This window comes from Streptomyces sp. NBC_00386, from assembly GCF_036063235.1.
Lineage (GTDB): Bacteria > Actinomycetota > Actinomycetes > Streptomycetales > Streptomycetaceae > Streptomyces.
In genome coordinates this window covers 4,012,997-4,025,591 of the sequence record NZ_CP107950.1, presented here as the reverse complement: position 1 = coordinate 4,025,591, position 12,595 = coordinate 4,012,997, and the positions used below count along the sequence as shown (strand labels likewise).

Below are 12,595 nucleotides of genomic sequence, written 5' to 3'. Positions count from 1 at the left end.
AAGTGTGACCGTGTGCACAGAAGCCGTCCGCAGTCACGGGAGTCCCGGCCGTCAGGGGAGTCACCTCCGCGCGGTCGGCGCGGGCGGGGCCGGGGCCGCGAACCGGTACGCGGACGGGGCTGTCGGCGCGAACCGGTACGGGCTGAACGGTCCGCGCGGGCGGGGCGGTCGGCGTGTCCCGGTGCGGGGAGCTGACGGTTCATCGCCGGGCGATCCGCCGCAGGACGTCCATGCGCAGGATCACCATCGTCCGCCGGCCCGTCAGCACCGCTTCCCGCTCCCGGAGTTCCTTCAGCAGGCGCTGGACCATCTCCCGGGACGCCCCCACCGAGCCCGCCAGCTCCTGCTTGCTCAGCGGGACGGAGAGCTCGATGCCCTCCTCAGTGCGGTGGCCGTTCGTGCGGGCCAGGTCGAGCAGGAGCGCCGCGAAGCGTTCGCGGACGCTCATGGAGGCGAACTCCAGGCGGCGCCGGTCGGCGGCGCGGGTGCGGTCCGAGGTGAGGCCGAGCAGGGCGAAGGAGACCGCGGGGGAGCGGGCGAGGAAGTCCCGGAAGTGTTCGCGTACGAGCGCGACCGTACGGACCGGCTCCAGGGCCGTCACCGTCGCGGAGCGCGGCCGGCCGGTGAGCGCGGCGGACTCCCCGACGATGTCGCCGGGGCCGCGCAGCGCGAGCAGCGCCTCGTAGCCGTTGGCGGCGGCCGCCGTCACCTTCGTCCAGCCGTGCGTCACGATCAGTACGTGCGAGGAGGGCTCGCTCTGGTGCAGGAGCACCGTCCGGGGCGCGTAGGACAGCTCGTGGCCGAGGGACAGCAGCGCGGAGCGGTCCTCGCTCTCCAGGCGTGCCAGGAAAGGCACCCGGTCGTCCAGGCTCTCGTCCCCGCCTGAGGGTGCGCCTAAGGGTGCAGCCGCCATGAGTCCATCCCCCGTCCCCCGATCAGCCCCTGTGGCCGACGCACAGTGACCGGTGCGCGGCAACGGGTCAACGTACTCACCCAGTGTGTGCGGTGCGGACCGAATCGTGGACTTTCATCGCGGAACCGATGACAAGCTGCGCCAAGTGTGAAGTGCCCCGAGAATGGATCGGGAGAAGTCCGGCGTGTCGGGCACCACGGCATTTGTTTTGACCGAAGTCCATGAGGTAGGTACGCTCTTACCTTGTGCCTGGGGTGTGCCCTGGCTCTCGTGCGTGCCTTCAGACCGCAAGGGGAGCCGTAAGCGGCCACCGCAATCTGCGCCCTTTTCGCCTCGCGGCGAAGGTCTGCAGTATTCGACACACCCGACCGCGTGGGTCGGTGGCGTTCCAGGTTAGCTTCACCATTCGGCACACAGAAACCGGAGAAGTAGTGCCTACGATCCAGCAGCTGGTCCGGAAGGGCCGGCAGGACAAGGTCGAGAAGAACAAGACGCCCGCACTCGAGGGTTCGCCCCAGCGTCGCGGCGTCTGCACGCGTGTGTTCACGACCACCCCGAAGAAGCCGAACTCGGCCCTGCGTAAGGTCGCGCGTGTGCGTCTGACCAGCGGGATCGAGGTCACGGCTTACATTCCGGGTGAGGGACACAACCTGCAGGAGCACTCCATCGTGCTCGTGCGTGGCGGCCGTGTGAAGGACCTGCCCGGTGTTCGTTACAAGATCATCCGCGGTTCGCTTGACACCCAGGGTGTCAAGAACCGCAAGCAGGCCCGCAGCCGCTACGGCGCCAAGAAGGAGAAGTAGAAATGCCTCGTAAGGGCCCCGCCCCGAAGCGCCCGGTCATCATCGACCCGGTCTACGGTTCCCCTCTGGTGACCTCCCTCATCAACAAGGTGCTGCTGAACGGCAAGCGCTCCACCGCCGAGCGCATCGTCTACGGCGCCATGGAGGGTCTGCGTGAGAAGACGGGCAACGACCCGATCATCACGCTGAAGCGCGCGCTTGAGAACATCAAGCCGACCCTCGAAGTCAAGTCCCGCCGTGTCGGTGGTGCGACGTACCAGGTTCCGATCGAGGTCAAGCCCGGTCGCGCCAACACGCTCGCGCTGCGCTGGCTCGTCGGTTACTCCCGCGCCCGTCGCGAGAAGACCATGACCGAGCGTCTGCTCAACGAGCTTCTCGACGCCTCCAACGGCCTTGGTGCCGCTGTGAAGAAGCGTGAGGACACCCACAAGATGGCCGAGTCCAACAAGGCCTTCGCGCACTACCGCTGGTAGTCGTTACCCACATCGAGACCGAGAGAAGACTGAAGCCTTATGGCTACCACTTCACTTGACCTGGCCAGGGTCCGCAACATCGGGATCATGGCTCACATCGACGCGGGCAAGACGACCACCACTGAGCGGATCCTCTTCTACACCGGCGTCAGCTACAAGATCGGTGAAGTCCACGACGGCGCCGCCACCATGGACTGGATGGAGCAGGAGCAGGAGCGTGGCATCACGATCACCTCTGCTGCCACCACCTGTCACTGGCCGCTTGAGGACAACGACTACACGATCAACATCATCGACACCCCGGGGCACGTCGACTTCACGGTCGAGGTGGAGCGTTCGCTCCGCGTCCTCGACGGTGCCGTCACGGTGTTCGACGGTGTCGCCGGTGTCGAGCCGCAGTCCGAGACGGTGTGGCGTCAGGCCGACCGTTACGGCGTGCCGCGCATCTGCTTCGTGAACAAGCTGGACCGTACCGGCGCCGAGTTCCACCGCTGCGTGGACATGATCAAGGACCGCCTCGGCGCTGTCCCGATCATCATGCAGCTCCCGATCGGTGCCGAGATGGACTTCAAGGGCGTTGTGGACCTGGTCCGCATGAAGGCGCTCGTGTGGTCCGCCGAGGCGGCCAAGGGCGAGATGTACGACGTCGTCGACATCCCGGCCACGCACGTCGAGGCCGCTGAGCTGTACCGCGGTCAGCTGGTCGAGACCGTCGCGGAGCACGACGACGAGATCATGGAGCTGTTCCTGGAGGGCCAGGAGCCCACCGAGGAGCAGCTGTACGCCGCGATCCGTCGCGTCACCATCGCGTCCGGCAAGTCCACCGATGTCACGGTCACCCCGGTGTTCTGCGGCACCGCGTTCAAGAACAAGGGCGTTCAGCCCCTGCTCGACGCGGTCGTGCGCTACCTGCCGACTCCGCTTGACGTCGAGGCCATCGAGGGCCACGACGTGAAGGACCCGGAGCTGGTCGTCAAGCGCAAGCCGTCGGAGGACGAGCCGCTCTCCGCCCTCGCGTTCAAGATCATGAGCGACCCGCACCTGGGCAAGCTCACCTTCGTCCGGGTCTACTCGGGCCGCCTGGAGACTGGCACCGCGGTGCTGAACTCCGTCAAGGGCAAGAAGGAGCGCATCGGCAAGATCTACCGCATGCACGCGAACAAGCGTGAGGAGATCGAAGCGGTGGGCGCCGGCGACATCGTCGCCGTCATGGGCCTGAAGCAGACCACCACCGGTGAGACGCTGTGCGACGACAAGAACCCGGTCATCCTGGAGTCCATGGACTTCCCGGCGCCGGTCATTCAGGTCGCCATCGAGCCCAAGTCCAAGGGTGACCAGGAGAAGCTGGGTGTAGCCATCCAGCGTCTCGCGGAGGAGGACCCCTCCTTCCACGTTCACTCGGACGAGGAGACGGGCCAGACCATCCTCGGCGGTATGGGCGAGCTGCACCTCGAGGTGCTGGTCGACCGTATGAAGCGCGAGTTCAGGGTCGAAGCCAACGTCGGTAAGCCGCAGGTCGCCTACCGTGAGACGATCCGCAAGACCGTCGAGCGTCACGACTACACCCACAAGAAGCAGACCGGTGGTACCGGTCAGTTCGCCAAGGTGCAGATCGCGATCGAGCCCATCACCGAGACCGACGGTCCGGCGTACGAGTTCGTGAACAAGGTCACCGGTGGCCGTATCCCCCGGGAGTACATCCCGTCGGTGGACGCGGGTGCGCAGGAGGCCATGCAGTTCGGCATCCTGGCCGGCTACGAGATGACGGGCGTCCGCGTCATTCTTCTCGACGGTGGCTACCACGAGGTCGACTCCTCCGAGCTCGCCTTCAAGATCGCCGGTTCGCAGGCGTTCAAGGAGGCCGCGCGCAAGGCCAGCCCCGTGCTGCTCGAGCCGATGATGGCCGTCGAGGTCACCACGCCCGAGGAGTCGATGGGTGATGTCATCGGCGACCTCAACTCCCGCCGTGGCCAGATCCAGGCCATGGAGGAGCGCAGCGGCGCTCGCGTCGTGAAGGGCCTCGTGCCCCTCTCGGAGATGTTCGGCTACGTCGGAGACCTCCGCAGCAAGACGTCGGGTCGCGCAAGCTACTCGATGCAGTTCGACTCCTACGCCGAGGTTCCCAGGAACGTCGCCGAGGAGATCATCGCGAAGGCCAAGGGCGAGTAACACACCCCGTTTACACGCTTTAGGCTTGACACCGACCGCCGGGGATGACCCGGGAGGGAAAATCCCGGCGGGCGGCATCCCAGCAAAGATCACCTGGCGCCGATGAGTAAGGCGTACCAGAACCACTCCGCAGGAGGACCCCAGTGGCGAAGGCAAAGTTCGAGCGGACTAAGCCGCACGTCAACATCGGCACCATCGGTCACATCGACCACGGTAAGACGACCCTCACGGCCGCCATTACCAAGGTGCTGCACGACGCGTACCCGGACCTGAACGAGGCCTCGGCCTTCGACCAGATCGACAAGGCTCCCGAAGAGCGCCAGCGCGGTATCACCATCTCGATCGCGCACGTCGAGTACCAGACGGAGGGCCGTCACTACGCCCACGTCGACTGCCCCGGTCACGCTGACTACATCAAGAACATGATCACGGGTGCGGCGCAGATGGACGGCGCCATCCTCGTCGTCGCCGCGACCGACGGCCCGATGCCGCAGACCAAGGAGCACGTGCTCCTGGCCCGCCAGGTCGGCGTTCCGTACATCGTCGTCGCCCTGAACAAGGCCGACATGGTGGACGACGAGGAGATCCTGGAGCTCGTCGAGCTCGAGGTCCGTGAGCTCCTCTCCGAGTACGAGTTCCCGGGCGACGACCTTCCGGTCGTCAAGGTCTCGGCGCTCAAGGCGCTCGAGGGCGACAAGGAGTGGGGCCAGACCGTTCTGGACCTCATGGCCGCCGTCGACGAGGCCATCCCGACCCCGCCGCGTGACACCGAGAAGCCGTTCCTCATGCCCGTCGAGGACGTCTTCACGATCACCGGTCGCGGTACGGTCGTCACCGGCCGTATCGAGCGTGGTGTCCTGAAGGTCAACGAGACCGTTGACATCATCGGCATCAAGCAGGACAAGACCACGACCACGGTCACCGGCATCGAGATGTTCCGCAAGCTGCTCGACGAGGGCCAGGCCGGTGAGAACGTCGGTCTGCTCCTCCGTGGCATCAAGCGCGAGGACGTCGAGCGCGGCCAGGTCATCATCAAGCCGGGTTCGGTCACGCCGCACACCGAGTTCGAGGCCCAGGCCTACATCCTGTCCAAGGACGAGGGTGGCCGCCACACGCCGTTCTTCAACAACTACCGTCCGCAGTTCTACTTCCGTACGACTGACGTGACCGGTGTTGTGACCCTCCCCGAGGGCACGGAGATGGTCATGCCGGGCGACAACACTGAGATGACCGTTTCGCTCATCCAGCCCGTCGCCATGGAAGAGGGCCTGAAGTTCGCCATCCGTGAGGGTGGCCGGACCGTGGGCGCCGGCCAGGTCACCAAGATCACCAAGTGATCTTGAGCCTGACCCGGTAGCTACAGCCTGAGCTGAGCTCCAGAAGGGGCCCGTACGACTTCGGTCGGACGGGCCCCTTCGCCGTGTCCGGCAACGCATGTCCGTCCACCTCGCGAAGTGTCCGTCCACCTCACGAAGCGATCGCATTCGTATACGAAATCCGAACTTTGTTGCGATGCAAAAGAGGTTCTTCCAGGTGAAACGATTCTTGGTGCGTGTCGGCATAATCACGTAACGCGTCCGTAATTGAGGAGGAAGACTGTAGGGACGGTCTCCCGCCCGCGGGCGGGGGCTCGACTGGTCTGCGCACCGATGCCGCCGGAACCGACCGGTCGAACCGACTCCGGTCGGCCGTTCCGGCAACCCCGTCTGAAGGGACCCCAGTGACCCGCCCTGACACGAAGAGCCGTATCGCCGCCTTGCTCGCCGACATCGAGCGGCGCAATCCGGCGCAGCCCGAGTTCCTCCAGGCCGCGAACGAGGTGCTCGAAACCCTGGCTCCGGCCCTCTCGCAGCGTCCGGAGCTCGCGGACGCGGCCCTCGTCGAACGGCTGGTGGAGCCCGAGCGGCAGATCATCTTCCGTGTCCCGTGGCAGGACGACCACGGCAAGGTCCACGTCAACCGGGGCTACCGCGTGGAGTTCAACAGCGCGCTCGGCCCGTACAAGGGCGGTCTGCGGTTCCACCCGTCGGTGAACCTGGGCATCGTGAAGTTCCTCGGCTTCGAGCAGATCTTCAAGAACGCGCTGACCGGTCTCGGCATCGGCGGCGGCAAGGGCGGCAGCGACTTCGACCCGCGCGGCAGGTCGGACGCCGAGGTCATGCGGTTCTGCCAGTCGTTCATGACGGAGCTGTACCGGCACATCGGTGAGCACACGGACGTGCCGGCGGGCGACATCGGCGTGGGCGGCCGGGAGATCGGCTACCTGTTCGGCCAGTACCGGCGCATCACCAACCGCTGGGAGGCCGGTGTCCTCACCGGCAAGGGCACGCACTGGGGCGGTTCGCTGATCCGGCCCGAGGCGACCGGGTACGGCAACGTCCTGTTCGCCGCCGCCATGCTGCGGGAGCGCGGCGAGGACCTGGAGGGCCAGACCGTGGTCGTCTCCGGTTCCGGCAATGTCGCGACCTACACCATCGAGAAGCTCGCCGCCCTCGGCGCCAACGCGGTGACCTGCTCCGACTCGACGGGCTACGTCGTCGACGACAAGGGCATCGACGTCGAACTCCTCAAGCAGGTCAAGGAGGTCGAGCGCGGCCGGGTCTCCGACTACGCGGCACGGCGCGGCGCGTCGGCGCGGTTCGTCACGAACGGCAGCGTCTGGGACGTGCCGGGCGATGTCGCGCTGCCCTCGGCCACCCAGAACGAGCTGGACGCGGCCGCGGCGGCCACTCTGATCGGCAACGGCGTCAAGGCGGTCTCCGAGGGCGCCAACATGCCCACCACCCCCGAGGCGGTCCACCTCTTCCAGAAGGCGGGCGTCGCCTTCGGCCCCGGCAAGGCGGCCAACGCGGGCGGTGTCGCGGTCAGCGCGCTGGAGATGAGCCAGAACCACGCCCGCACCTCGTGGTCGCGGGAGCGGGTCGAGGACGAGCTGACCCAGATCATGAACAACATCCACGCCATCTGCCACGAGACCGCCGACCGCTACGGCGTCCCGGGCGACTACGTCAGCGGCGCGAACATCGCGGGCTTCGAGCGGGTCGCGGGCGCGATGCTGGAGCAGGGCGTGATCTGACGGACCGCGTGGTCCGACGGACCGGACTCAGGGAAGGGGCCCGTACGACGTCGGTCGTACGGGCCCTTCCCGCGTTCCGTGCCGGTTCAGGCGGCCTCGGGAACCGGTTGCGGGCCGATCGCCATCACGGCGAGGGTCGTGAGACGCATGACGGCGCCGCCGGCCAGCGCCGCGAGGAAGCCGTCGACACGGACGCCGTAGTCCATCTGCGAGCCGATCCAGGAGACGAGCAGCCAGAGCAGCGCGTCCTGGGCGATCCCGATCGCGGCGAGTGCGAGCACCGCGCCCGGGGGAGCGGTGCGGACGGCGCTGGGGTAGGTGTGGATGAGCTGGTTCACGAGGAGGAAGACGACACCGCTCAGGACCACTTCCCAGGGCGGGTCCTCGACGATCAGAGAGATGCCGGGCAGCGCGGTGACGGCGAGGGCCGCGCCGAGATACGTGCCTACTATGCGTCTTCGTTTGTACATGGACCGGATCATCGAACCGGCACGGCGGTCTCACAAGCCCTTGTCGTCGTCCCGTTCATGCTAGGCGGCCTCCGGGAGATCGGACCGGCGTCCACAGCGGGCGCAGCGGCCCGGTTCGGGTGCGCGGAAGGCGCGGTCGCAGCCGTCGCAGTTCTGGAGCGGGTGCGGGCGAGCTGCCACCGGGACGGTGGGTGTCCGGGGCGGCAGCGACTCCGTGAGCCGGTGCGACATGACGCCCGCCGGATGGCGCAGCGGCTCCCGGGGCAGGCCCGAGGTCAGCGTGGCCCGTACGGCCTCGGGCGCGACACCGCGTTCCAGCCAGGCGCTGACGGCCGGAGCGAGGCGGTTCACGTCGCGCTCCGAGAGCAGGAGACGCGGGTCCTCCCGGTGGAGGCTCGTGAGGAGCACGGTGGCCGTGAGGTGGCGGCTCGGGTCGTGGGTGCCGGGGGTGGGGAGGGGGCGTTTTGGCATCGGTGCTGGTGCCGGGCCCGGTGCCGGTGCCATGTGCGGTGCCGGTGTGGCTGCGGTCGTGGGCGCCGGTGCGGGAGGGAGTCCGGCCGCCGGTGGCACGGCCGCGCGCTCGCGCTCGGGTTTCCGGGGCGCTCCCGGTGCCGGGTCCGGCTCGGGTGCCGTCGGCCGGGGGGCGGGAACGGCGAGCCTCTGTGGCTGGTCCCTCTGCGGCTGGTTGTACGACACCGTGTGCGTGACGACCCGGCCGCTCGGCAGCCGCTCCCGCCTGCGGGACAGATAGCCATGGGCCTCCAGCTCCCGCAGACCCGCCGCGATGCGCGTCTCGCCCTCCCGGAAGCGCGCGGCGAGCGACTTGATGTCGACGCGGGCCCCTTCGGGCAGCGACTGGATGTGGGCGGCGAGCCCGATCGCGGTGAGGGACAGCTCGCGGTGCTGCGCGAGGTGGTTGCCGATCACCGTGTAGCGGGTGGCGTGCCGGACGTTGATGTGGGTGACGCCCCGCGGAATCCGGGGCTGGGCGCACGGGGGCGCGCTAAAGTTCTGGGTACCCATCGGGAAGTGGTTCTTCCTTGTTGGTGAGGCCCTCGATCGGGATGCCAGTCCCGGCCGGGGGCCGTTGTCTGTCTGCGGTTGTGTTGCCGCCGCGAGCATATGCCCGGCAATGGCCTCTAAATCCAGCTCAGTTGCTGATTGTCACCCTTGCGGGTGATGGGTCGGCCGCGGGGAGGCTGGTGGGGTTGGTGGGTGGTTCTCACCTCGGGCTTTTAAGAGCCTTTGACGTCGTGCGTGACCGCGTCGTCGATCACCGGGTCGTGACATTCCGCGATTCGGCGGGTGCCGGGACGGATCCGCCAGGCACGAGAGACAGTTCGGCCCAGACGGTCTTGCGTGGGGCGGGTCCTGGTGTCACGCCCCAGCGGTCCGCGAACGCGTCCACGAGGAGCAGGCCGCGGCCCGAGCCGATGCCGGCCTCCGCCGCACCGAGTCGGGGAAGCCGGTCACCCACGGTGTCCGTCACCTCGATGCGGAGGGTGTCGCCGACGACGTACAACGTGAGCCGGAAGTCGCGTCCCGCCACGCGACCGTGTGTCGCCGCGTTCGTCGCGAGCTCCGCGACGATCTGGTCGGCCGGGCTCAACGGCAGCTCCCAGGAGCGGAGTTGTTCGGTGGCGAGCAGCCTGGCCAGACGGGCACCGCGTGACGTGGGGGACAGCAGCACGCTGAAGTTGCGGACGGGTTCGACGCGTGGGGCCTCGGGCCCGGCGGTTTCCTGATTCACGTCACTCAGCGTGTCCGACTCCGCCTGCGGTGAGCTGCGGTGACGTCGGTGCGTACAGGGTTTGTCCGGTCGTTGTCCCGATCTGTCCCGGCTGTCCCGGGTGTCGTACGGGAACGGTGGGCGTTGGAGGTGAGTGGGTGTGAGCAGCGAGAGTGCGGACGAGCCGGGGTGGGACGTGAGCCCCGAGGACGAGATCGCCCCGGTGGTCGAGGCGACCGGCCGCCAGGTCAGGCTCTGGCGGGAAGCGGCCGGGATGCGGGTGGTCGAGTTCGGGCGGGCGATCGGCTACGGGGAGGACCTGGTCCGGAAAGTGGAGCGGGGCGCGCGGATTCCCCGGGCGGACTTCCTGGACCGCGCGGACGACGTCCTGAATGCCGGCGGGCATCTCCGGGCCTTCAAGGAGGACATGGAGAAGGCCCGGTACCCGAAGAAGGTCCGCGAGCTGAAGATGCTGGAGGAACGGGCGGTCGAGCTGTTGCTGTACAGCAACCACAACATCCATGGGTTGTTGCAGACGGCGGAGTACGCGCAGGCGCTGTTCGAGACACGTCAGCCTGCCTATCCGCAGGAGGTGGTGGAGCGTGAGACCGCTGCGCGCATGAGTCGGAAGGTGATCTACGAAAGGTCGCCTGCTCCAGCGCTCAGCTTCATCCAGGAAGAGGTGACACTACGGCGCCCGATCGGGGGGAAGATGAAGCTGCGCCGCCAGCTCGAACACCTTCTGCACGTGGGTCAGTTGCGGAACGTGTCGCTTCAGATGATGCCGACCGACCGAGAGGATCACGCCGGGATGCAGGGGCTCATCGAGGTGCTGAAGTTCGATGACGGTACGGCGGTCGGGCGATCCGACGGCGCGTTCAACGGTCGCCCTGTCTCGGACCCCAAGGACTTGCGGATCTTGGAGTTGCGCTATGGCATCATCCGGGCCCAAGCCCTCACTCCGAGGGAGTCGTTGACCTTCATCGAGCAACTGCTGGGAGAGACATGATCCATGTGACCTCCCCCGAGGACCCCTCGGGGCTGATCTGGTTCAAGAGCAGCTACAGCAGCAGCAGCGAAGCCGGCGACTGCGTCGAAGTCGCCCTGGAGTGGCGCAAGAGCAGCTACAGCAGCAGCAACGGAAACGACTGCGTCGAGATAGCCCCCACCCTCACCACGATCCACATCCGCGACTCCAAGAACCCGGGCGGCGCCCGGCTGGCGATGGCCCCCGCCGCCTGGACGGCGTTCATCGGGTTCGCCGCTCAGGACTGACCGAGGGAGCGGCGATCCACCCGCAGAGCTACGCCCGTACCGTGTTCGCCGCCCTGGGCGGAGTCGTCGAGATCGGCGCGGTGAACCACACCGGCACCTGGGACCTGGCCGACGTCTCGGTGGGGGACTTTCTGGCGCCCAGGGGCGAGGACATCGCACGGATCATGGCGGCGGTCCGGACGATCGGCCGGTTCGACGTGCCCGTCATGGCCATCTCGGACGAGCTGGGATATCTGCGCGAGCACCCGGTCGAGGCACCGTTCCTGCTCCTCTGGTCGGCGGGCGTCACCTGGGTTCCGGAGTCGGCGGAGAACGTCGCCTATCTGGAGGAGCCGCACGTGGTGCGCCGGATGTGCCGTATGGGCGCGGACCTCCAACTCACCCGTCTGCTGGACGCTTTGGTGACCGCCGGCATCGCGGCCGGAGTGGACGCCGAGGAGGGCGGGAGCCTGGCCGCCGGGATCATCCGCATCGCCTGTGACCTGGTGGACGATGCCGGGCGCAACACTCCGGAAGGCGTCTTCCGGATGTGGCGGGTGGCCGAGCTACCGGACACCCTGCGCCCGGACTCCGGTGCGCCGGAGCAGGGCAAGGCGGGATACAGGGCGTACGACGCGGAGCTGGAGCGGTTGCTCGCGCCGTTCTGAGGCCCGCCAGGAGAGCAGTCACTGCATGTTCTGGACGTGCGGATGGTCGTACGAGGACACGCACACGTAGATCTGCATGGTGTAGCCGCGGCCGATGTTGAGCTGGGTGGCGCAGGCCGGGCCGAGGAAGTGCAGGCCGTCGTAGTCGGCGTCCTCCAGCGGGCGCCAGCTGCCGCTGCCGCCGTCCCATTCGGTGCCGTCGACGGTGAGCAGCGGGCGGACGTCCGAGCCGCACTCGGGGCAGGACATCGGGAACGGGTCGCTGAAGCTCCAGGGGCCGTGGCCGCCGAGCTTGCAGCCGGGGGCGACGCTGAGGTCGTACTGGTAGCCGACGACCTCGATGCCGTCCTCGTCGTCCGGGTTCTGTTCCTCTTCCCAGGCGTGGATGCGGTCCGCCAGTTCCTCGGGGAGTTCGTGCGGGGCCGGGTACTCGGTGACCGTCTCGGGGTGGAGGAGACAGGGCTCGGGCAGGTAGTCGTCGTTGCCGATCACCGACGGCTCCGGGGGTGCGGGGAGCGGGTCGGTGACGTCGGTGGAGGCCCGCCAGTACAGCTCGGCGGCGGGGAGGTAGTCCTCGTCGTGGTCGAAGGGGCACCAGAGGACTTGCAGCAGGTCGGTGCCGGCCGGGCGGGGCAGCGTGGGGATGTCGGCGGCGTAGAGCTGGGCCACGGGGATGAGGGGGACCGGGCCGTCCTGCGGTATCCGCGTCTCCGCGCCGGCACGGTCGACGATCACGCGCTCCTCGGGGGTGAGGAAGTCGGCGCCCTCGGCGCGAGGCCGGGTCCAGCCGTCGGCGAGGATGCGCCGCCGCAGCCGTACGTCGCCGGGGGCCAGACCGCTGTGCGTGGGCGCGTCGTGATCCGGGCAGGTGGGCCACGGCTCGTCGGCCGGCCACAGCAGGGGGCCGCCGATCGAACTGTCCCTGACCGTAGGGGTACTTGGACGCGGATGCAGTCGGACGGCGGTACGGGCCAGGGGTGCGAGCTCGGGGAACAGAGCGGTGATGTCCAGGGGCCGCGGGGGAGTGGTGCGAGACATGG

The 12,595-nt window shown here is 68.0% G+C and carries 13 protein-coding genes; 8 read left to right on the top strand and 5 right to left on the bottom strand.

The window, feature by feature from the left end; all coding sequences use genetic code 11:
* Nucleotides 1–199 precede the first annotated feature (199 nt).
* Nucleotides 200–913 carry a Crp/Fnr family transcriptional regulator gene (locus tag OG780_RS17565; protein WP_328449271.1) on the bottom strand — a complete coding sequence of 238 codons (714 nt, stop codon included), beginning with the start codon at nt 911–913 and terminating at the stop codon, nt 200–202.
* Between the two features lie 431 nt (nt 914–1,344).
* Between OG780_RS17565 and rpsL the strand changes: the two genes are divergently transcribed.
* The 5 genes from rpsL (at nt 1,345) to gdhA (ending at nt 7,434) form a co-directional block, all read left to right on the top strand.
* Nucleotides 1,345–1,716 carry a 30S ribosomal protein S12 gene (gene rpsL, locus OG780_RS17560; RefSeq protein ID WP_003948652.1) on the top strand — a complete coding sequence of 124 codons (372 nt, stop codon included), beginning with the start codon at nt 1,345–1,347 and terminating at the stop codon, nt 1,714–1,716.
* A 2-nt stretch (nt 1,717–1,718) separates the two neighbouring features.
* On the top strand, nt 1,719–2,189 hold the full coding sequence (gene rpsG / locus OG780_RS17555) for a 30S ribosomal protein S7 (RefSeq protein ID WP_003992340.1): 471 nt from the start codon (nt 1,719–1,721) through the stop codon (nt 2,187–2,189).
* A 39-nt stretch (nt 2,190–2,228) separates the two neighbouring features.
* Nucleotides 2,229–4,358: an elongation factor G gene (fusA, locus tag OG780_RS17550; protein WP_328449269.1), complete on the top strand. Its 2,130-nt coding sequence runs from the start codon at nt 2,229–2,231 to the stop codon at nt 4,356–4,358.
* 143 nt (nt 4,359–4,501) lie between these two features.
* Entirely contained in the window at nt 4,502–5,695 is a 1,194-nt protein-coding gene (gene tuf, locus OG780_RS17545; protein ID WP_326786071.1) for an elongation factor Tu, read from the top strand.
* A gap of 383 nt (nt 5,696–6,078) precedes the next feature.
* A complete protein-coding gene (gdhA, locus tag OG780_RS17540) occupies nt 6,079–7,434 on the top strand; it encodes an NADP-specific glutamate dehydrogenase (protein ID WP_328449266.1) in 1,356 nt (451 codons plus the stop codon).
* 86 nt (nt 7,435–7,520) lie between these two features.
* Here the strand turns inward: gdhA and OG780_RS17535 are convergent, their stop codons facing one another.
* From OG780_RS17535 to OG780_RS17525, 3 genes are all read right to left on the bottom strand, one after another.
* Nucleotides 7,521–7,904, bottom strand: coding sequence for a hypothetical protein (locus OG780_RS17535; protein WP_328449264.1), 384 nt, complete (start codon nt 7,902–7,904; stop codon nt 7,521–7,523).
* Between the two features lie 60 nt (nt 7,905–7,964).
* A complete protein-coding gene (locus tag OG780_RS17530) occupies nt 7,965–8,927 on the bottom strand; it encodes a helix-turn-helix domain-containing protein (protein WP_328449262.1) in 963 nt (320 codons plus the stop codon).
* Between the two features lie 250 nt (nt 8,928–9,177).
* Nucleotides 9,178–9,654 carry an ATP-binding protein gene (locus OG780_RS17525; RefSeq protein ID WP_328449260.1) on the bottom strand — a complete coding sequence of 159 codons (477 nt, stop codon included), beginning with the start codon at nt 9,652–9,654 and terminating at the stop codon, nt 9,178–9,180.
* A gap of 175 nt (nt 9,655–9,829) precedes the next feature.
* Between OG780_RS17525 and OG780_RS17520 the strand changes: the two genes are divergently transcribed.
* The 3 genes from OG780_RS17520 to OG780_RS17510 are packed head-to-tail and all read left to right on the top strand — an operon-like array spanning nt 9,830 to nt 11,555.
* Entirely contained in the window at nt 9,830–10,642 is an 813-nt protein-coding gene (locus OG780_RS17520; protein WP_443062170.1) for a helix-turn-helix domain-containing protein, read from the top strand.
* Nucleotides 10,639–10,908, top strand: a complete 270-nt coding sequence (locus OG780_RS17515) for a DUF397 domain-containing protein (RefSeq protein ID WP_328449256.1) — start codon at nt 10,639–10,641, stop codon at nt 10,906–10,908. The genes OG780_RS17520 and OG780_RS17515 overlap by 4 nt, the downstream gene beginning before the upstream one ends.
* A 41-nt stretch (nt 10,909–10,949) precedes the next feature.
* A complete protein-coding gene (locus OG780_RS17510; protein ID WP_328449255.1) occupies nt 10,950–11,555 on the top strand; it encodes a hypothetical protein in 606 nt (201 codons plus the stop codon).
* 18 nt (nt 11,556–11,573) lie between these two features.
* On the opposite strand, the gene OG780_RS17505 is transcribed toward OG780_RS17510, so the two are convergent.
* Nucleotides 11,574–12,593: a hypothetical protein gene (locus OG780_RS17505; protein WP_328449253.1), complete on the bottom strand. Its 1,020-nt coding sequence runs from the start codon at nt 12,591–12,593 to the stop codon at nt 11,574–11,576.
* Nucleotides 12,594–12,595 lie beyond the last annotated feature (2 nt).

What these genes read in the sequence shown, in the direction of transcription:
- OG780_RS17565 (WP_328449271.1), bottom strand. Translation starts at nt 913, where the DNA reads ATGGCGGCTGCACCCTTAGGCGCACCCTCAGGCGGGGACGAGAGCCTG.
- rpsG (WP_003992340.1), top strand. Translation starts at nt 1,719, where the DNA reads ATGCCTCGTAAGGGCCCCGCCCCGAAGCGCCCGGTCATCATCGACCCG.
- fusA (WP_328449269.1), top strand. Translation starts at nt 2,229, where the DNA reads ATGGCTACCACTTCACTTGACCTGGCCAGGGTCCGCAACATCGGGATC.
- OG780_RS17535 (WP_328449264.1), bottom strand. Translation starts at nt 7,904, where the DNA reads ATGTACAAACGAAGACGCATAGTAGGCACGTATCTCGGCGCGGCCCTC.
- OG780_RS17530 (WP_328449262.1), bottom strand. Translation starts at nt 8,927, where the DNA reads ATGGGTACCCAGAACTTTAGCGCGCCCCCGTGCGCCCAGCCCCGGATT.
- OG780_RS17515 (WP_328449256.1), top strand. Translation starts at nt 10,639, where the DNA reads ATGATCCATGTGACCTCCCCCGAGGACCCCTCGGGGCTGATCTGGTTC.
- OG780_RS17505 (WP_328449253.1), bottom strand. Translation starts at nt 12,593, where the DNA reads ATGTCTCGCACCACTCCCCCGCGGCCCCTGGACATCACCGCTCTGTTC.